The sequence below is a fragment of the Cellulomonas taurus genome (assembly GCF_012931845.1).
GTDB lineage: Bacteria > Actinomycetota > Actinomycetes > Actinomycetales > Cellulomonadaceae > Cellulomonas > Cellulomonas taurus.
In genome coordinates this window covers 1,213,965-1,232,879 of record NZ_CP051884.1, presented here as the reverse complement: position 1 = coordinate 1,232,879, position 18,915 = coordinate 1,213,965, and the positions used below count along the sequence as shown (strand labels likewise).

Below are 18,915 nucleotides of genomic sequence, written 5' to 3'. Positions count from 1 at the left end.
GTGCAGGAGCTTCTTGCCGACCGGGGGTACACCTACCTAAAGGCCCACCGCGTGGGATCAATGAACGTGAACGAGCGTCCATGTCGAACGACTTGGTGTGGGCCCGGCCGGGCTCGAACCGGCGACCTCCGCGGTGTAAGCGCGGCGCTCTGACCAACTGAGCTACAGGCCCTTCTCGTGCGTCAGCGTACCGGGCGGGCCTGCGGCTCAGTGGTCACCGCATCCCGGTACAGCGCCACGTCCCGGCCCCGCCCGGCGGGCGACAGCGTGTGCCACCGCACGACCCCCTCGGTGTCCAGCAGGAAGCTCCCCCGCCGCGCGTACCCCTGCTCGTCGTCGAAGACGCCGTAGGCCCGCGCCGCGGCGCCGTGCGGCCAGAAGTCGGACAGCAGCGGGAAGTCGAACCCGCTCTGCTCGGCCCAGGCGCGCAGGGTAGGCACCGGGTCGCAGGAGACCGCGACCACGTCGACGGCGCCGGTGAGGTCGGGCAGGGCGGCGTTGAGCCGGGTGAGCTCGTCGCCGCAGACCGGTGAGAACGCGAACGGCACGAAGACCACGAGGGTGCTCCGTGCCGCCGGGCAGCCCAGGGTGACCGGGCGGCCGGTGTGCTCGGTGAGAGCGAAGGAACCAGGAGCGTCGCCGACCGGGAGGATCCCGGGCGTGTCGCCACCGATCGTCATGCTCGGCTCAGCGACCGCGGCCGCGCGATCCCATCCGGGTCGCCGACCAGTCGTCGGCGATGGAGAAGGTGCTGGTGGCGTGCAGGCCCGCGGTGGTGCCGGCTTCCTGGATGTCGTCGTGACCGACGTGTCCGGGACGGCCGGGCTTGGGGGTGAAGACCCAGATCAGGCCGCCGTCGTCCAGCACGGTCAGGGCGTCCACCAGGGTGTCCGCGAGGTCACCGTCGTCGTCCCGGTGCCAGATGATCACGCCGTCGACCACGTCGTCGTAGTCCTCGTCGACGAGCTCCGCGCCGGTGATCTCCTCGACCCCGGTCCGCAGCGCCTCGTCCACGTCGTCGTCGTAACCGAACTCCTGCACCACCTGTCCGGTGGTGTACCCGAGTCGGCCTGCCCCCTGAGGGGCGTCGCCCGTGCTGGTCGCCACGTCCCGCCTGTTCCTTCCGTCCGAGACCACCCCGTTCTGGGCGGTCTGCGTTCCTTCGATCACCGAACGGTAGCCCACCGGGCACCCCGCGCGCGTGGCGAAGCACCAGGCTGGGGACCACCGACCGACCGTGGCGGCCTGTGGACGAACGTGACCAGCACCACCCCCGAACGGGTCGATTGTCATGGACGTCACGCCTCCGGTCGGCGCGACGGGGAGACTTTCGACCCACGGACGGAACAGAATGGGTCCCACCCACGCCAGCCGCCTCCTGGCGACAGACCTGACATGTCCGGCGTGGGCCGAGATGCGCAACGGGGCCGACCGGCCCGCACAGCGTGGAGAGACGAGGAGCACTGGTGGCTTCCAATGACGGGCGCGGGCCGCTCATCAACGGCCTGCTGAGCCAGGTACCGGATGTCGACCCCGAGGAGACGTCCGAGTGGGTCGAGTCCATCGACGGACTCATCGACGACAAGGGCGGACCGCGGGCGCGGTACGTGCTGCTGAACATGCTGAAGCGGGCGCGTGAGCGCAACGTCAGCATCCCTCAGGAGCTGAACACCCCGTACGTGAACACCATCGGTGTGCACGACGAGCCGTACTTCCCCGGCGACGAGGTGCTGGAGCGCAAGTACCGCTCCTGGAACCGCTGGAACGCCGCGGTGATGGTGACCCGGGCCCAGCGCCCCGGCATCGGTGTCGGCGGGCACATCTCGTCCTACGCCTCGGTGTCGACCCTGTACGAGGTCGGCCTGAACCACTTCTTCCGCGGCAAGGACCACCCGGGCGGCGGCGACCAGGTCTACTTCCAGGGCCACGCCTCCCCCGGCGTCTACTCCCGCGCCTTCCTGGAGGGTCGCCTGTCCGAGCACCAGCTCGACGGCTTCCGCCAGGAGATGTCGCACCCGGGCGGCGGCCTGCCGTCCTACCCGCACCCGCGTCTGATGCCGGACTTCTGGGAGTTCCCGACTGTCTCGATGGGCCTCGGCCCGGCGTCGGCGATCTACCAGGCGTGGACCAACCGGTACCTGCACCTGCGTGGCATCAAGGACACCAGCCAGCAGGACGTGTGGGCGTTCCTCGGCGACGGCGAGATGGACGAGCCCGAGTCGCGCGGCATGCTCCAGCAGGCCGCTCAGCAGGGCCTGGACAACCTGACCTTCGTGGTGAACTGCAACCTGCAGCGCCTCGACGGCCCGGTGCGCGGTAACGGCAAGATCATCCAGGAGCTGGAGGCCCAGTTCCGCGGCGCCGGCTGGAACGTCATCAAGGTGATCTGGGGCCGCGAGTGGGACGCCCTGCTCAACGCCGACAAGGACCGCGCGCTGGTGCACCTGATGGGCGAGACCCCGGACGGCGACTACCAGACCTACCGGGCCGAGAACGGCGCGTTCATCCGCGAGCACTTCTTCGGTCGGGACCCGCGCACCAAGGCGCTGGTCGAGAAGATGACCGACGACGAGATCTGGGCGATGAAGCGCGGTGGTCACGACTACCGCAAGATCTTCGCCGCGTACAAGGCGGCCCGGGAGCACACCGGCCAGCCGACCGTGATCCTGGCGCACACCGTCAAGGGCTACGGCCTGGGGTCGGGCTTCGCCGGTCGTAACTCCACGCACCAGATGAAGAAGCTCAAGGCCGACGAGCTGAAGACGCTGCGCGACTCGCTGCACATCCCGATCACGGACGAGCAGATCGACGAGAACCCGTACGTCCCGCCGTACTTCCACCCGGGTCAGGACGACCCGGCGATCCAGTACATGCAGGAGCGTCGCCGTGCGCTCGGCGGGTACGTGCCGGAGCGCCGCACCACGCACACGCCGCTGACGCTGCCGGGCGACAAGACCTACGAGCTGCTGAAGAAGGGCTCGGGGACGCAGGAGGTCGCGACCACGATGGCCCTGGTCCGGCTGTTCAAGGACCTGGTCAAGGACAAGGAGTTCGGCCACCGGCTGGTTCCGGTCATCCCGGACGAGGCCCGCACCTTCGGCCTGGACTCGATCTTCCCGAGCGCCAAGATCTTCAACACGAACGGCCAGAACTACCTGGCCGTGGACCGCGACCTCATGCTCTCCTACAAGGAGTCCGAGTCCGGCCAGATCATGCACACCGGCATCAACGAGGCCGGTTCCGCTGCGGCGTTCCAGGCGGTCGGCACCTCCTACGCCACCCACGGCGAGGCGCTGATCCCGTTCTACTTCTACTACTCGATGTTCGGCTTCCAGCGGACCGCCGACCAGTTCTGGGCGGCCGGTGACCAGATGGTCCGCGGCTTCCTGATCGGTGCCACCGCCGGTCGGACCACCCTGACCGGTGAGGGTCTGCAGCACGCCGACGGCCACTCCCCGCTGATCGCCGGGACCATGCCGCACGTCGTGCACTACGACCCGGCCTACGGGTACGAGATCCGGCACATCGTCAAGGACGGCATCCAGCGGATGTTCGGTGACGACGGGCGCGACCCCGACGTCATCTACTACCTGACCGTCTACAACGAGCCGATGGTCCAGCCGGCCGAGCCGGAGAACGTCGACGTCGAGGGCATCCTCAAGGGCATCTACCAGGTCGCCTCGGACGAGGGTGAGGGCCCCAAGGCCCAGATCCTCGCCTCGGGCGTGGCGGTGCCGTGGGCGCTGGAGGCCAAGAAGCTGCTGGCCGAGGACTGGGGCGTCTCCGCCGCCGTCTGGTCGGTCACCAGCTGGAACGAGCTGCGTCGCGAGGCCCTGGCCGCCGACGAGCACGCGTACCTGAACCCGGGTGCCGAGGAGCGGGTCCCGTACCTGACCCAGAAGCTCCAGGGTGCCGAGGGTCCGTTCGTGGCCACCACCGACTACGACCACCTGGTCGCCGACCAGGTGCGCCAGTGGATCCCGGGCCGGTACGCCACCCTGGGTGCCGACGGCTTCGGCTTCTCGGACACCCGTGCGGCGGCGCGGCGGCACTTCAAGATCGACGGTCCCTCGACCGTGGTCCGGGTGCTGCAGCAGCTGGCCCGCGAGGGCAAGGTCGCGGCGGACGCTCCGGCGCGGGCGATCGAGCGGTACCAGCTGCTCGACGTGACCGCCGGTACCTCCGGCAACGCGGGCGGCGACGCCTGACCCGCTGAGCACGACGCGAAGGCCCCGCATCCGATCCGGATGCGGGGCCTTCTGCTGTGCGGCTGTGCGGGCAGCGGTCGGGTCAGCCCTGGGGCGTGTCGTGGTTCGCGCGGTCGATGACGCGGGAGAGCTCCTCGCGCATGGCGGCGGTGCGCTCGGGGTGCGGGGCCATCTCCAGGGACGCGAGGTGCTGCTTGGCGTCCAGCGGCCGGTCGGCCTGGATCGCGGCGAGCACGAGTTCGCGGCCGACCTCCGGGTCGTGCTCCCGCGGGTGCCAGTGCCCGGTGCCGAGGTTCAGCGCCTCCACCGGCAGCCCGGCCTCCCGGAGCAGCTTCAGCCCCGCGAGCAGCGCCTTGCCGGAGGTGTCGCGCTCGGCGGCGGTGGTCAGGCGGCGCAACGTGCCCTCCAGGTCGTCGCGCACCGACAGCCGCGCCACCTCGACCAGCGGGTACCAGGCGCGCGGGTTGCCGGACAGCTCCTCGCCGAGCGCCCAGACGGCCAGGTCGGCGGCGCGCTGACGTTCGGCCTGGACCGTCTCGTCCGCGTCCTCGGCGTCGGCGGTCAGCGGGTCGTCGTCGGTGCCGGTCACCGCGTGCCGGCGGACGATCTCGGCCAGCGCCGCGAAGGCGCGTTCGTCGTTCGGGTTCTGCCCGAGGGCGGCGCGCAGGGCGTCTTCCTGGGGCACATCGCCGTGTCGGCTGGAACCGGGTCGCCGCGCGCCGACCCGGGAGGTGGTCGCGGGGCGGCCGAGCAGCCGGCGGAGTCGGGGCAGCAGAGCCATGACGCGACACTATCGGCAACGACGGCCGACGGCCGGGCGAACCGGGTGAAGCGGGACGGGTCACCGTCGACACTTTGTGGACTCCCCACAAGACACCCGTATGCTCAGCGCCATGTCTGACGCCGCCGAGTCCGGGATCTCCCCGGCGCGCAACCGCACTCGGGCCGGTCGGATCGCCACCGCCCCGGACGCCTCCAACGGCGAGACGCTGCGCCGGGTGCGGGACGGGTCCGGGATGTTGGCAGCGGCGGCGATGCGCCGGCTGGACGACGACCTCGACTGGTACCGCGCGCTGCCCGCCGACGACCGGTCCTGGGTCGGGCTGGTCGCGCAGGCCGGCATCACCGCCTTCGTGACCTGGTTCGCCGACCCGTCCAAGCCGCCGCACGGGGTCGGCGAGATCTTCGCCACCGCTCCCCCGGAGCTGACCCGGTCGATCTCCCTGCAGCACACGTTGCAGCTGGTCCGGGTCGTGGTCGACGTGGTCGAGGCGCATGCGGAGAAGCTGGCCGCCCCGGGTGCCGAACGCGATCTGCTGGAAGCAGTGCTGCGCTACTCCCGGGAGGTGGCGTTCTCCGCCGCCGAGGTCTACGCCCGCGCCGCGGAGATCCGCGGCGCCTGGGACGCCCGGCTGGAGGCCCTGGTGGTCGACGCGCTGCTGCGGGGCGACGTCGACGACTCGCTGCGGTCCCGTGTGGCGGCGCTGGGCTGGAGCGGGCGCGGTCGCACGATCGTGATGGTCGGCACCACCGGCGAGCAGCTGGACGACGTCCGCACCTCCGAGCTGCGCCGGGCGACCCGGCGCGCCGCCGACGACGCGCTGGTCGGCATCCAGGGCGAGCGACTGGTGATCTTCCTCGGCGGGCACGGTGACCTGCGAGCGGCCGCCGAGTCGCTGCTGCCGCGCTTCGGCCCCGGCCCGGTGATCCTCGGGCCGCAGGGCGACGACCTGGCCGACGCCGCCATGTCCGCACGCTCCGCGCTGGCCGGGCTGGTCGCGGTGGCGGCCTGGCCGCAGGCTCCGCGCCCGGTGGCGGCCAACGACCTGCTGCCCGAGCGGGTACTGGTCGGCGACGCCGCCGCCCGGGCGGTGCTGATCGAGCAGGCCTATCTGCCGCTGCTGGCCAGCACCGGGTCGCTGTTGGAGACCCTCGGCGCGTACGTCGGTGCCGGTCGGTCGCTGGAGGCCGCCGCCCGCACGCTCTACGTGCACCCCAACACCGTGCGCTACCGCCTGCGCCGGGTAGCGGAGGTGACCGGGTGGGACCCGCTGGACCCGCGCGAGGCCTTCGTGTTGCAGACCGCGCTGGCGGTGGGCCGACTGGACCACCGGCCGAGCTGAGCCCCGGGAAGCCCGATCGGGTCGGGCCTTTGTGCGACCCGCACAAGACGCCGCCGACAGCTTGGTGCGGGTCACCTCCCCCCGGATCCGGGCGGAACGGGCACAGTAGTCGGGTGCTTGCGATCGTCTGCCCCGGACAGGGCGCCCAGACCCCCGGAATGCTCAGCCCCTGGTTGGAGCTGCCCGGCACCGCCGACCGACTCACCACCTTCTCCGAGGCGGCGGGGATCGACCTGACGGTGCACGGCACCACCTCCGACGCGGACACCATCCGGGACACCGCCGTCGCCCAGCCGTTGATCGTGTCCACCTCGCTGCTCGCGCTGCGTGCACTGGAGGACCTGCTCGGCGAGGCGCTGGTGCCGGACGCCACCGCGGGTCACTCGGTGGGCGAGTTCGCCGCCGCCGCAGTCGCCGGGGTGTTCACCGACGCCGACGCCGTGGGCCTGGTCGCACGCCGCGCCACCTTCATGGCCGACGCGGCCGCCGCCGAGCCGACCGGGATGACCGCGGTGCTCGGTGGCGATCCGGCCGAGGTGACCGCCGCGATCGAGGCGGCCGGTCTGTGGCCCGCGAACGTCAACGGTGGTGGCCAGATCGTCGCCGCCGGTGCGCTGGACGCGATCGCCGCGTTCGCCGCCAACCCCCCGGCGCGGGCCCGGGTGATCCCGTTGCAGGTCGCCGGCGCCTTCCACACCCCGTTCATGCAGTCGGCGCTGGAGTCCTTCGGCGCCGTAGCCGCCGACTGGCCGCGCAGCGCCCCCCGCACCCGGTTGCTGACCAACGCCGACGGCTCGGTCCACGCCGAGGACGCGGATGTGGTCGGCGGCCTGGTCCGGCAGATCGCCGCCCCGGTCCGCTGGGACCTGTGCCAGGCCACGCTGGCCGACCTCGGAGTCACCGCGCTGCTGGAGCTCGCCCCCGGTGGTGTCCTCAAGGGTCTCGCGCGGCGTAGCCTGCCCGGGGTGGAGACCGTGGCGATCACCTCGCCCGACGACCTGCCTGCCGCCCGCGACCTGGTCGCGGCGCACCTGCACACCGATGGATCCCAGGAGAGCGCGAAGTGACCCGTCCCACCCTGACCCAGGCCACCGGCCCCGCGCACACCCGGATCCTCGGCCTCGGTGCCGCCCGCGGTGAGAACGTGGTGCCGAACGACGACCTGGTCGGCCCGATCGATTCCTCCGACGAGTGGATCCGCCAGCGCACCGGCATCGTCACCCGCACCCGCGCCGGGTCGGACACCGACGTGCTGGACCTGGCGGAGAAGGCGGGCCGGGAGGCGATCGCCAACGCGGGGCTCACCGGTGCGGACATCGACGCGGTGATCCTGTCCACCGTCACCTACTTCCACCAGACGCCCTCCGGTGCCGCGATCCTGGCCGACCGGCTGGGCGCCACCCCGGCCGCCGCCTTCGACATCTCCGCCGCCTGCGCCGGGTACTGCTACGGCGTCGGCCAGGCGGATGCGCTGGTCCGCTCCGGCAACGCCCGCCACGTGCTGGTGATCGGCGCCGAGAAGATGAGCGACTTCGTCGACCCGACCGACCGCAGTATCTCCTTCCTGCTCGGTGACGGTGCCGGTGCCGTGGTGATCGGTCCCTCCGACACCCCCGGCATCGGCCCGACCATCTGGGGCTCGGACGGCGGGCAGTCGCAGGCGATCCGGCAGACCCACTCCTGGCTGGACGTGCGGGACAACGGCGCCGGATGGCCGACCCTGCGCCAGGAGGGCCCGAGCGTGTTCAAGTGGGCGGTCTGGCAGATGGCCCCGGTCGCGCAGAAGGCCCTGGACGCCGCGGGGGTCACCGCCGACCAGATCGACGCCTTCATCCCGCACCAGGCGAACATGCGGATCATCGACCAGATGATCAAGCAGCTGAAGCTGCCGGAGACCGTCGCCGTCGGCCGGGACATCGCCGACACCGGGAACACCTCGGCCGCCTCGATCCCGCTGGCCACCGAGCGCCTGCTGCGTGAGGGCCAGGTCGAATCCGGGGCACTCGCCCTGCAGATCGGCTTCGGTGCCGGACTCGTCTACGCCGCACAGGTGGTCGTGCTCCCCTGACCGGGCGCTCGACCGCAGTACAGTTCCCACGCTTCCGCCGACCGCGCGGGGCGCACCAACACACAAGGAGAAACCGATGGCGCACACCGAGCAGGAGATCCTCGCCGGACTGGCCGAGATCGTCAGCGAGGAGACCGGCCTGCCCACCGACTCCGTCCTGCCCGAGAAGTCCTTCACCGACGACCTGGACATCGACTCGCTGTCGATGATGACCATCGTCACCCTGGCCGAGGAGAAGTTCGAGGTCCGGATCCCGGACGACGAGGTCAAGAACCTGGCCACCGTCGGCGACGCCGTGAAGTTCATCGAGGGCGCACAGGCCTGAGCCTGACCCCTCGCACCGACCGGGGTCGTGCTGTGCTGCGGCACGGCGCGACCCCGGTGTGCATCCCCACCGCATCAGACACAGGAGCCACACCATGAGCACGCGAGTCGTCGTCACCGGCCTCGGCGCCACCACGCCCCTCGGCGGGGACGCCGCGAGCACCTGGCAGGCCGCCCTGGCCGGCACCTCGGGCGCGCGCACCATGCAGAACGACTGGGCCGAGAAGTACGACATCCCGGTCGACTTCGCCGCGACCATCAAGGTCGACCCGGCCGAGGTGCTGCCCCGCCCCGAGCTGAAGAAGATGGACCCCTCCGCGCAGTACGCGATGATCGCCAGCCGCGAGGCCTGGGCGGACGCCGGTACCCCGGAGGTCGAGCTGGAGCGGCTCGGCGTCGTGGTCTCCTCCGGCATCGGTGGCATCTGGACCACCTTGGACGGGTGGGACACCCTGCGGGAGAAGGGCGCCCGCCGGGTCCTGCCGATGACCGTGCCGATGCTGATGCCGAACTCCCCCTCCGCCTACGTGGAGCTGGAGCTGGGCGCCCGGGCCGGTGCGCACGCGATGGTCTCGGCCTGTGCCTCCGGTGCCGAGGCGATCGGCTACGCGGTGGACATGATCCGAGGCGGCCGCGCTGACGTCGTGGTCGCGGGCGGCACCGAAGCGGTCATCCACCCGATGCCGATCGCCGCCTTCGCCGCGTCCCGCACGCTGTCCACCCGCAACGACGACCCGCAGGGCGCCAGCCGCCCCTACGACGTCGACCGGGACGGGTTCGTGATCGGTGAGGGCGCGGCGGTGCTCGTGCTGGAGTCCGAGGAGCACGCCAAGGCCCGCGGCGCGCACATCTACGCCGAGATCTCCGGTGTCGGCCTGTCCTCCGACGGGTACCACATCACCTCCCCGGAGCCGAACGGCCGCGGCCAGATCGCCGCGATGCGGATGGCACTGCAGGACGCCGGCGTCACCCCGGCGGACGTCCGGCACGTGAACGCCCACGCCACCTCGACCAAGGTCGGCGACCTGATCGAGGCCCGGTCGGTGCGCGAGACCCTGGGCTCGGCGGCGGACGGCGCGGTGCTGTCGGCCACCAAGTCGATGACCGGGCACCTGCTCGGTGGTGCCGGGGCGCTGGAGACGCTGTTCTCCGTGATGGCGGTGGCCGACCGCAAGGCGCCGCCGACGATCAACGTGGTCACCCCCGACCCGGAGCTGGTGCTGGACCTGGTGCGGGACACCCCGCGCGACCTTGCCGCCGGTGACATCGCGGTGATCAACAACAGCTTCGGCTTCGGCGGGCACAACGTGGCCCTGGTGGTCACCAACCACTGAGCGCGACCGCCGACGGCCCGGATCCCGTGATGGGGTCCGGGCCGTCGGTGCATCGGACGGGTGACGCGCGGTCTCAGTACCCGCTGAACGCGTCGGTCCGGATCCGCCGCACCCCGGCCGAACGCAGCAGCGCACGCGTGTGCTCGACCATCGCGGGCGGCCCCGACACGTAGGCCACCCGCTGCTCGGCATCCGGCACCGCCTCGGCCAACGACTCCGCGGTCAGGCGGTCCACGCCCAGGTGCAGGTAGCCCGCCGGCAGGTCGCCACCCGGAGTCGGCGAGGCGACCAGCACGCGGGTCCCGGCGGCCCGGAACACGTCGGCGTAGGCGAGGTCGCCGTGATCGGAGACCGCGTGCACCAGCACCGCGTCCCGCTCGGAGTCCTCGGCGAGCTGGCTGGCGAAGGGCGTGACCCCGATGCCGCCGGCGACCAGGAGCACCGGGCGCCGACCGGCGGGCAGCAGGAAGTCCCCGCCGACGCCGGTGGCCCGCAGCCGCGCTCCGACCGGCAGTGCTGCCAGCGCGCGCTTGAAGCTGCTGGGCCGCTGCGGCACGGTCAGCGCCAGGGTCAGCTCCCCGGCCCGGGGCGCGGAGGAGATGCTGAACACCCGACGGCTGCCCCGACTGTCCGGGCGGCGGTGCGGCACGGTGAGCTCCAGGTACTGCCCGGGGCGGAACCGCACCGGACGGTCGGCGCGCAGCCGCAGTTCGGTGGTGCGCGGTCCGATCCGCCGGGTCTCGATCAGGGTGAGCCGGATGCCGCCGCGCTGCCCCCAGGCGAAGCCGAGCAGGTTCCCGACGATCAGCGCCAGCTCCGGGGTGTTGGACAGCGGCCCGACGGTGAACGGGATCGCGAGCAGCACCGCGACCAGCGCCGCCTCGACCAGGCGCTGCCACCGTCGGGGCGGCAGGGTCAGCGGCTCGGTGAGCATCACGGCGCCGAGGAACAGCACCGGGTAGGAGGTGATCGCCGTCCAGAGCGCGGGCGCGAACGCCTGACCCTCGCTCGCCAGCCGGATCGAAATCGCCAGCACCGCGACCAGCACGAAGCCGCCGACCAGCGCGAAGGTCCGGGTCCGGATCACGAGGGCGACCGCGAGCAGCAGCACCAGGATCAGCAGCGCCCGGTCGGCGACCCACCAGGTGGTCGAGTCCAGACCGGTCAGCCCGATCACCAGCGCACCGGCCGCGGCGGGGTTCACCAGGTGCCGTCCGCGCCAGGCGATCAGGTACTTGCTCAGGTTGGCGATCACCGCCGCCAGCGCCAGCGCGCCGAGCGTCTGCACCTCGCTGGAGGGCCAGAACAGGAAGAACAGGATCAACCCGGTGATCAGGGTCGACTCCAGGTGCGCCTGGGTGCGGAACACCCGGGCGATCAGCCAGCCGGATAGCCCGGAGGCGAGCACGGCGACGGCGAGGCTGAGCAGCATGTCGCCGGGGGCGAAGGAGAGCGTGCCGGTGGCACCCAGGACGACCGCGATCACCGCGATGCCGGTCAGCCCCAGGGTGAGCAGCCGGTACATCGTGACCCGGCCCAGTCGTTCGTCCACCCCTGCGATGGCCCGCACGATCATGCGAACACCTCCCCGTCCAGATCCAACGACCAGCGCAGACGGCGGTCGGCGTCGAGCACCACGTAACGGACGCCGAACCGCGCTGCGACCAGATCCGGCTCGGCGAAGAACAGCGCGGTGGCGGCGATGTCGGCGGTGAGGGCGTCCGGTCCGATCGCCCAGGTGGCCCGCACGCCGGTGGTGGGCCGGCCGGTGCGGGCGTCCACCACGTGGTGCAGCCCGGGGCCCCAGGCGCGACGGTTCGGCGCGGAACCGGCGATCGCCCCGTCGGTGACCCGCAGCAGGCCGAGTGCCCGGGTCGGGTCGTCCGGGTCCTCCAGGGCGACCGCGAGCGGACCACCCAGCACCCGGATGTCGCCCCCGGCGTCCACCGTCACCGGGTCGAACTCCCGACCGCGGAGCAGTTCGACGACCAGATCGACCAGGTAGCCCTTCCCGGCCGCACCGACGTCGATCAGGGTGTCCGCCGGGAGGGTGATCCGGTCGTCGGTACGCCGGATCGCGGACCACGGCGGCGCCGGGCGGACCAGCAGGTCACCGGTCTGGTCCCGGTGCGGGCGCAGCCGGTAGCCGGCGTCGTAGCCCAGATCCTCGAGTGCGCGGCCGACCAACGGTGACACCGCCCCGTCCGTGCATCGGGCGGCGACGTCGTAGGCGGCGAGCAGCGGTCCGGCGTCGGCCGGCAGGTCGTACTCCCCCATCCCGGATGCCGCGACCCGGCTGACCCAGGAGTCGTCCCGGAACCGCGACCAGTCGGCGTCGAAGCGGGCGATCCGGTCGTGCACGGCGCCGAGGTCGGCTGCGTCGAGCGGGCGATCGGTGTCCAGCTGCCAGCGGGTGCCGATCGCCTGGAACCGGCTGCTAGGCCGAGGCATCGCTGCGGATCGCGTCGAGGGCGGCGTTGAAACCGTCACCGGTCAGCGAGGACCCGGACACCTTGTCCACGCTCAGCCCGGCCAGCTCCTTGCCGACCACCTCGTCGGCGATGCCGGAGGCGAACTCCTTCTGGAACTTCTCCGCGTTGCCGCTGGTCGCCTCCGGGGTGACGGTGACGTCGGTGACCGTGCCGTCGGCGACGGTCAGCTCGACGCCGATCGACTCCTGGCCGCCCGGCGAGGAGTAGGACCCCTCCGCGCTGTAGGTGCCGTCCTGGTACTCGCCGCTGGACGAGCCGCTGTCGGCGCTGCTGCCGGAGTCCGCGGAGGACTGGCTGCCGGCGCTGGCGTCGTTGCTGGTGGTGCCGCTGTCCGCCGCGTCGGCGTTGCTGCCGCAGGCGGCCAGGGTCACGGCGACCGAGAGTCCGGACAGGGCGATGAATCCACGGCGTCGGGTCGTACGGTTCATGGTCGGGTCCTCCTGGCGTGGTCGGTGACGACCGGTGGCCACGGCGACCCGCGGGTCACCAGCGACCGCTGGCTGATTGAATCCGATCAGATCCAAGAGTCAGGACGCTAGGCCGAATACCTGCGGATTTCCTGGGAACGCCCGGTGGGATGCCAGGGAATCCCTCGACCGCCGGGATCGCCAGGCCCCTAGCGGCTGACCGCCGCACGGACCGCGAGCCGTCAGCCGACGCGGTGCAGCCAGCGCACCGGAGCGCCGTCCCCGGCGTAGCGGAACGGCTCCAGCTCGTCGTCCCAGGCCTGACCGAGGGCCAGGTCCAGCTCGGCACGCACTGCCTGCGCGTCCCCGGCCTCCAGGGCGGCGCGGATCCGGTTCTCCGGCACGACGACGTCGCCGTGCACGTCGGTCTGGGCGTGGAAGATGCCGAGTTCCGGGGTGTGGCTCCACCGGGCGCCGTCGCTGCCGTGGCTGGCATCCTCGGTCACCTCGTAGCGCAGGTGGGTCCAGCCACGCAGGGCGGACGCCAGACGCGCACCGGTGCCCTGCGGGCCCTGCCAGGACAGCTCGGCGCGGAACATCCCGGGCGCGGCGGGCTGATCGGTCCACTCCAGGGACACGCGAACGCCGAGCACATTGCCTGCCGCCCACTCCAGGTGAGGGCAGAGCGCGCGGGGCGCGGAGTGCACGAAAAGGACACCGCGGGCGATTGCTCCAGCCATGTCATCCCTCCCAGACGGTTTCGAGGTTCGTCTTCCCCTACGACCTCAACCGCTTCGAGTGACACACGGTCTCGCGGCGTGCTGCTCAGATCATGCCGCACATCGGGTGATCAGCACCACCCGATGTGCGGCCGGAGCTCAGAACTGTTCCCGGATCGCCCGCATCGCCTTCTTGCGGACCGAGCGCTCCAGGCGGTCGATGTAGAGATGACCGTCCAGGTGGTCCACCTCGTGCTGCAGGCACCGGGCCATCAGCTCGACGCCCTCGACGACGACCTTCTTGCCGTCCAGGTCGGTGCCCTCCACCCGGGCGTACCAGGCGCGCTTGGTCGGGAACCACAGCTCCGGCACGGACAGACAGCCCTCGTCACCGTCCTGGTACTCGTCCTCGCTCAGCTCGACGATGGTCGGGTTGAGCACGTAGCCGAGCTCGTCGTCGATGTTCCAGGAGAACGCGCGCAGGCCGACGCCGATCTGGTTCGCGGCCAGCCCGGCCCGCCCGTCGGTGTCCACCGTCTCCAACAGGTCCTCGACCAGACCGCGGACCCGGTCGTCGATCGTGGTCACCGGCTCGCACGGGGTGCGCAGCACCGGGTCGCCGACCACACGGATCTCTCTCATCGCCATGCGGGGATTGTTTCATGTCCGCGCGGGCGGTGCGGGTGGTGCAGATCACCGGGGACGCAGGCGACAGATCGCGCACCCCGGCGTAGCGTTTGTACTGACCGGTCAGTTTGACGACCGGGCCGGCGATGACGAGTGAGGCAGTGGTGACCGACAGCGAGCAGGAACCGGGTATGGCCGCGCGGGACGAGATCGAGGGGGCGTGGGCTCCGGCCGAGCGCCAGCCCCGCGACACCGAAACGCCGCGCCATCTCGCGACCATCGACCGCGACGTCCCCGCGCCCGGCGCGCCCGTCGCCGACCCGGCCCATGATCCGGACACCGTGCTGACCGATGACCCCGACGCCGCGGTGACCGATGCCGTGGTGGACGGCGTTCCGGGCAGTGAGTCGGAGACCGGGCCGCACGACGCCTCCGCAACGGCCGACGCCCAGCCCTCCGAGAGCGACCGGGCGCAGGTCGAGACCAGCCCCGCACCGGCCGTCGTCGCCCGGAACCTCGCGCTGCACGGCAGCCGCGGCCCGGTGTACGGACCGGTCGACCTGGAGCTGACCACCGGCGACCTCACCCTGGTGCAGGGACCGCAGGGCGCTGGACGCTCCAGCCTGCTGCTCACCCTCGCCGGCCGGATGACCCCGGACAAGGGCGCCGACCTGACCGTCCTCGGTGAGCCGCTCCCCCGCCGCCGCAACGCCGTGCAGCGCCGGTCCGCCATCGCCGGGTTCGACGGCATCGACGACCTGGACGAGTCGGTGACCGTCGGCGACCTGACCCGCGAGCGGCTGCGGTGGCTGGCGCCGTGGTACCGGCACATCGGCCGGGTGTCGCAGCAGCGGTTCACCGAGCTGGCCGAGCCGGTGTTCGGCGACCGCCCGCTGCCCCGGGTGACCTCGGTGGTCTGGGACCTGGACGAGGTGGACCGGATGCTGCTGCGGATCGCCCTGGCGATGGCCCAGGACCCCGAGCTGCTGGTGGTCGACGACGTCGACCAGGTGCACGACACCGAACGCCGCCGCACCGTGTGGGCCCGGCTGGAGGCGCTGGCCGCCACCGGACTGACCGTGATCGCGAGCGTCGCCTCCCTGGACGAGGCGGCCCGGGTGCCCTGGCACACCCCGCCGCACCTGGTCACCCTCGCCACCGGCCCGCACGCCCTTCCCGCCTGAACCTCCCCGGAGTCTTCGCGATGTTCTCCTTCCTGACCGGCACCGAGCTGCGGCGGTTCCGCCGCGGAGTGCTGCCCAAGCTCGCCATCGTGGCGATGATCTGCATCCCGCTGCTGTACGGGGCGCTCTACCTGTGGGCCTACTGGGACCCGACCGGCAACCTGGACCGCCTGCCGGTGGCTCTGGTGAACGCGGACACCGGTGCCACCACCGACGACGGCGAGCGGCTGACCGCAGGGGACGACGTGGTCGACGAGCTGGTCGACTCCGACGCTCTGGACTGGCGGCAGACCGACGCGACCGACGCCGCCGCCGGGGTCAAGGACGGCACCTACTACTTCGCGGTGACCATCCCGGCGGAGTTCAGCACCGACATCGCCTCCGCCTCCGGCGACGACCCGGTCCCGGCGCAGCTGCAGGTCACCTACAACGACGCGAACTCCTACCTGGCCTCCACCCTGGGCCGCAGCGCGATGACCCAGATCCGCGCCGCGGTCTCCTCCACCATCGGGGAGCAGGCGGTGGACCAGGTGCTGGTCGGACTCGGATCGGCGCGGGACGGCTTCGCCCAGGCGTCCGACGGCGCGCTCACCCTGAACGCCGCCGCCGGCGACCTGTCCAGCGGCGCCCACCAGGTCGCGGACGGTGCCAGCAGCGCCGCCGAAGGCGCGAAGAAGTTGTCCACCGGTGCGACCACGCTGGCGAACGGGACCGGGCAGCTCGCCGACGGGACCGGCAAGCTCGCGGACGGCACCGGGCGCCTGGCGAACGGCACCCAGCAGCTCGCCGACGGGACCGGACAGTTGGCCGACGGCACGGCGCAGCTCGCCGACGGCACGATGCAGCTCGCCGACGGGTCCCAGCGGCTCAGCGACGGCGCCGCCCAGCTGTCCACCGGAATCGGCACCGCCGCCTCCGGCGCGACGACCCTGGCGCAGAAGTCGGTGGAGCTGAGCGACGGCGCCGGAACGGCTGCCTCCTCCGCCGCCACACTGGCGGGCGGAGCCCAGCAGCTCAGCGACGGCGTCGATCAGCTCGCCGCCACGCTCGGCCCGGTGGCCGCGGCCCTCCCGGATGTCAGCACCGGGCTGTCCGACCTGGGCAGCCAGTTGCTCGCTCTGGCCGACCGCACCGAGGCCGGTGGCGACACCGCGACCGCCGACGCCCTGCGGACCGCCGTGGCCGACGTGCAGCAGACGACCGAGCCGCTGACCAGCGCCACGCTGGACCCGAGCGCCCTCGCCACCCTGGTCGACGGTGCGCACCAGGTCCGGGACGGGTCGGCCCAGCTGTCCACCGGACTGGGCACCCTGTCCTCCGGTGCGTCCCAGCTGTCCACCGGCGCCCAGCAGCTCGCCGACGGCACCGGCACAGCGGCGTCGGCGGCCGCCACCGTGGCCGAGGGCGCAGCCACCCTGGACGGCAAGATCGACCTGCTCAGCTCCTCGACCGGCACCCTCAACGCGAAGGTCGGCACCCTCGATTCGAGCGTCGACACGCTGAACTCCTCGGCGGGCACCCTGAACTCGTCGATGGGCACCCTGGACTCCAAGGTCGGCACCCTGGACTCCGGTGCCCAGGAGCTCGCCAGCGGCGCGGCCACCCTCGCGGACGGCACCAGCACCCTGGCCGACGGTTCGGCGCAGCTCGCCGACGGCTCGGACCAGATGATCGACGGCTCCCAGCAGCTCGCCGACAAGCTCAGCGACGGCGCCGCCCAGCTGCCGAACGACGACGAGGCGACCCGCACCCAGCGGGCCGACACCATCGCCACCCCGGTCCGCGCCGACGACCGGGACGTGGCCAGCTCGGCCACCATGGGCGAGGGCTTCGCACCGTTCTTCATCCCGCTGGCGCTGTTCGTCGGTGGCCTGATCACCTGGCTGCTGCTGCGGCCGCTGCCGAACCGCGCGCTGGCGACCCCGGTCGCCGGGTGGCGGATCGCCCTGTCCGGCTACGCCCCGGCGCTGCTGATCGGTGTGGCACAGGTGGCGGTGCTGCTCGCGGTGGTGCACCTGGGTCTGGGGCTGAGTTGGTCGACGGCGATCGGGACGTTCGCATTCACGGTGCTGGTCGCCGCGGCGTTCCTGGCGGTGCAGCAGATGCTGACCGCGGTGCTCGGCTCGGCTGCGGGCAAGGTGGCGATCATCGCGCTGCTGATGATCCAGCTGACCTCGGCCTCGGGCACCTACCCGGTGGAGACCACGCCGGAGATCTTCCGGGCGATGCACCCCTACCTGCCGATGACCTATGCGATCACCGGTCTGCGGGAGCTGCTCACCGGCGGCACCGAGGGTCGGCTGTGGTGGTCCGTCGTGGTGCTGATCGCCTTCACGGTCGGATCGTTGGCGGTCACCGCCTGGCGGGCCGGGCGGATGCGCACCTGGACGCTCAGCCGCCTGCACCCGGCCCTGACGATCTGAGACCCTGAGCAGCATGAGTGACACCGCTGCCACCCTGACCACCCGGGAGGCGATCCAGCGCGCGGCGATCGCGCTGATCGCCGACCGGGGGTTCACCGCCACGTCGGTGGACGACATCGCCGCCGCCGCGGGGGTCGCCAAGGGGTCGGTGTTCTACAACTTCGGGTCCAAGACCGCGCTGTTCGAGACCCTGATCGACGACGGCGTGACCCGGTTGACCGCCTCGCTGCGGGAGGCCCGGAACGGACTGTCCGGTCGCCGGGCGATCGGCGCGCTGGTGCACGAGCTGTTGGAGCAGATCCACACCCACCCGGACTTCGCCAAGCTGATGACCGCTGAGGTCTTCCGCACCGGGCGCGAGTGGGAGGAGTCGATCCGGCAGGTGCGGGACCAATCGTTCGCCGTGTTCGCCGAAGTCGTGGCGGAGAGCTGGCCGCAGCGTGACCCGTCGCTCACCGCCGCCACCCTGTTCGGCGCGACGCTGGTCGCCGGGTTGGAGTGGTTGGCCTTCCAGCCCGAGCGGCCGATCGTCGAGGTGCGGCGCGCGGTGCTGTCGACCCTGCTCGACCCGCTCTGAGCCGCCCGCGCGGCAGTCGCCGACCCTGCTCGCTGGACCCGGGCGACCCCGCAGCCGCCACGTGGGCGGCGCCGGACCGCCTGGACCCACCAGGTCGGCAGTCCGAGGCCTCGCTGCCGCGAGGTCGGCAGTTCACGCCACCCGCAGCCGCCACGTCGGCAGTCCGCGCCAGCGCAGTCGCCAGCTCGGCAGTTCACGCCAGCGCAGTCGCCGGCTCGGCAGGTGCTGGGCACCCGCAGCCGCCAAATCGGCAGTTCACGCCACCGCCGCGACCAGATCGGCAGTGCAGGCCAGAGGCGCTGCGGCGAAGTGCCGACCTCGGGCGCGAAGTGCCGACCTCGGGCGTGACGTGCCGCGTCGGGTGCGACGTGCCGACGTCGGGCGCCGACGTGCCGCGTTCGGGGGCGAGGGGGCAGCAGGGGGGTGCGC

17 protein-coding genes and 1 tRNA gene are annotated in these 18,915 nt (G+C 72.2%); 9 read left to right on the top strand and 9 right to left on the bottom strand.

Going from position 1 to position 18,915, the window contains the following annotated elements; translation table 11 throughout:
- Positions 1-98 precede the first annotated feature (98 nt).
- The 3 genes from HGK68_RS05540 to HGK68_RS05530 form a co-directional block, all read right to left on the bottom strand.
- Positions 99-172 (bottom strand) — tRNA-Val (locus HGK68_RS05540).
- Between the two features lie 10 nt (positions 173-182).
- Positions 183-680, bottom strand: coding sequence for a redoxin domain-containing protein (locus HGK68_RS05535; RefSeq protein ID WP_169165054.1), 498 nt, complete (start codon positions 678-680; stop codon positions 183-185).
- Between the two features lie 7 nt (positions 681-687).
- On the bottom strand, positions 688-1,107 hold the full coding sequence (locus tag HGK68_RS05530) for a DUF3052 domain-containing protein (protein WP_246260622.1): 420 nt from the start codon (positions 1,105-1,107) through the stop codon (positions 688-690).
- Positions 1,108-1,466: 359 nt separating this feature from the next.
- On the opposite strand from HGK68_RS05530, the gene aceE reads away from it, so the two are divergent.
- Positions 1,467-4,208 carry a pyruvate dehydrogenase (acetyl-transferring), homodimeric type gene (gene aceE / locus HGK68_RS05525; protein ID WP_169165052.1) on the top strand — a complete coding sequence of 914 codons (2,742 nt, stop codon included), beginning with the start codon at positions 1,467-1,469 and terminating at the stop codon, positions 4,206-4,208.
- A gap of 82 nt (positions 4,209-4,290) precedes the next feature.
- On the opposite strand, the gene HGK68_RS05520 is transcribed toward aceE, so the two are convergent.
- The gene (locus tag HGK68_RS05520) at positions 4,291-4,989 is read right to left on the bottom strand and encodes a hypothetical protein (RefSeq protein ID WP_246260621.1); all 699 of its coding nucleotides are present in this window, start codon (positions 4,987-4,989) and stop codon (positions 4,291-4,293) included.
- Between the two features lie 112 nt (positions 4,990-5,101).
- Here HGK68_RS05520 and HGK68_RS05515 point away from each other — a divergent pair, with 112 nt between their 5' ends.
- The 5 genes from HGK68_RS05515 to fabF all read left to right on the top strand — a co-directional run bounded on the left by HGK68_RS05515 (position 5,102) and on the right by fabF (position 10,057).
- Positions 5,102-6,331, top strand: a complete 1,230-nt coding sequence (locus HGK68_RS05515; RefSeq protein ID WP_246260618.1) for a PucR family transcriptional regulator — start codon at positions 5,102-5,104, stop codon at positions 6,329-6,331.
- Positions 6,332-6,444: 113 nt separating this feature from the next.
- Positions 6,445-7,398: an ACP S-malonyltransferase gene (locus tag HGK68_RS05510; RefSeq protein WP_169165050.1), complete on the top strand. Its 954-nt coding sequence runs from the start codon at positions 6,445-6,447 to the stop codon at positions 7,396-7,398.
- On the top strand, positions 7,395-8,399 hold the full coding sequence (locus HGK68_RS05505) for a beta-ketoacyl-ACP synthase III (RefSeq protein ID WP_169165049.1): 1,005 nt from the start codon (positions 7,395-7,397) through the stop codon (positions 8,397-8,399). Before HGK68_RS05510 ends, HGK68_RS05505 begins: the two co-directional genes overlap by 4 nt.
- Positions 8,400-8,475: 76 nt before the next feature.
- Positions 8,476-8,724: an acyl carrier protein gene (locus HGK68_RS05500; RefSeq protein ID WP_168630888.1), complete on the top strand. Its 249-nt coding sequence runs from the start codon at positions 8,476-8,478 to the stop codon at positions 8,722-8,724.
- A 94-nt stretch (positions 8,725-8,818) separates the two neighbouring features.
- Positions 8,819-10,057, top strand: coding sequence for a beta-ketoacyl-ACP synthase II (gene fabF, locus HGK68_RS05495; RefSeq protein ID WP_169165048.1), 1,239 nt, complete (start codon positions 8,819-8,821; stop codon positions 10,055-10,057).
- Between the two features lie 73 nt (positions 10,058-10,130).
- On the opposite strand, the gene HGK68_RS05490 is transcribed toward fabF, so the two are convergent.
- The 5 genes from HGK68_RS05490 to def form a co-directional block, all read right to left on the bottom strand.
- A complete protein-coding gene (locus HGK68_RS05490; RefSeq protein WP_169165047.1) occupies positions 10,131-11,633 on the bottom strand; it encodes an FAD-dependent oxidoreductase in 1,503 nt (500 codons plus the stop codon).
- Entirely contained in the window at positions 11,630-12,508 is an 879-nt protein-coding gene (locus HGK68_RS05485; protein ID WP_169165046.1) for an FAD:protein FMN transferase, read from the bottom strand. The genes HGK68_RS05490 and HGK68_RS05485 overlap by 4 nt, the downstream gene beginning before the upstream one ends.
- Positions 12,495-12,977, bottom strand: a complete 483-nt coding sequence (locus tag HGK68_RS05480) for an FMN-binding protein (RefSeq protein ID WP_169165045.1) — start codon at positions 12,975-12,977, stop codon at positions 12,495-12,497. The genes HGK68_RS05485 and HGK68_RS05480 overlap by 14 nt, the downstream gene beginning before the upstream one ends.
- A 221-nt stretch (positions 12,978-13,198) precedes the next feature.
- Positions 13,199-13,696 carry a DUF3145 domain-containing protein gene (locus tag HGK68_RS05475; RefSeq protein ID WP_169165044.1) on the bottom strand — a complete coding sequence of 166 codons (498 nt, stop codon included), beginning with the start codon at positions 13,694-13,696 and terminating at the stop codon, positions 13,199-13,201.
- A gap of 138 nt (positions 13,697-13,834) precedes the next feature.
- A complete protein-coding gene (gene def, locus HGK68_RS05470; RefSeq protein ID WP_169165043.1) occupies positions 13,835-14,323 on the bottom strand; it encodes a peptide deformylase in 489 nt (162 codons plus the stop codon).
- A 143-nt stretch (positions 14,324-14,466) separates the two neighbouring features.
- Between def and HGK68_RS05465 the strand changes: the two genes are divergently transcribed.
- Genes HGK68_RS05465 through HGK68_RS05455 form a run of 3 tightly spaced genes read left to right on the top strand, consistent with a single transcriptional unit; the run spans position 14,467 to position 18,486 of the window.
- Complete coding sequence (locus HGK68_RS05465) at positions 14,467-15,486, top strand: ATP-binding cassette domain-containing protein (RefSeq protein WP_246260616.1); 1,020 nt, start codon at positions 14,467-14,469, stop codon at positions 15,484-15,486.
- Positions 15,487-15,506: 20 nt separating this feature from the next.
- Positions 15,507-17,909 (top strand): YhgE/Pip family protein, encoded by a 2,403-nt coding sequence (locus HGK68_RS16235; protein WP_169165042.1) that lies wholly within the window; start codon positions 15,507-15,509, stop codon positions 17,907-17,909.
- A 13-nt stretch (positions 17,910-17,922) separates the two neighbouring features.
- Positions 17,923-18,486: a TetR/AcrR family transcriptional regulator gene (locus HGK68_RS05455; RefSeq protein WP_169165041.1), complete on the top strand. Its 564-nt coding sequence runs from the start codon at positions 17,923-17,925 to the stop codon at positions 18,484-18,486.
- Positions 18,487-18,915 lie beyond the last annotated feature (429 nt).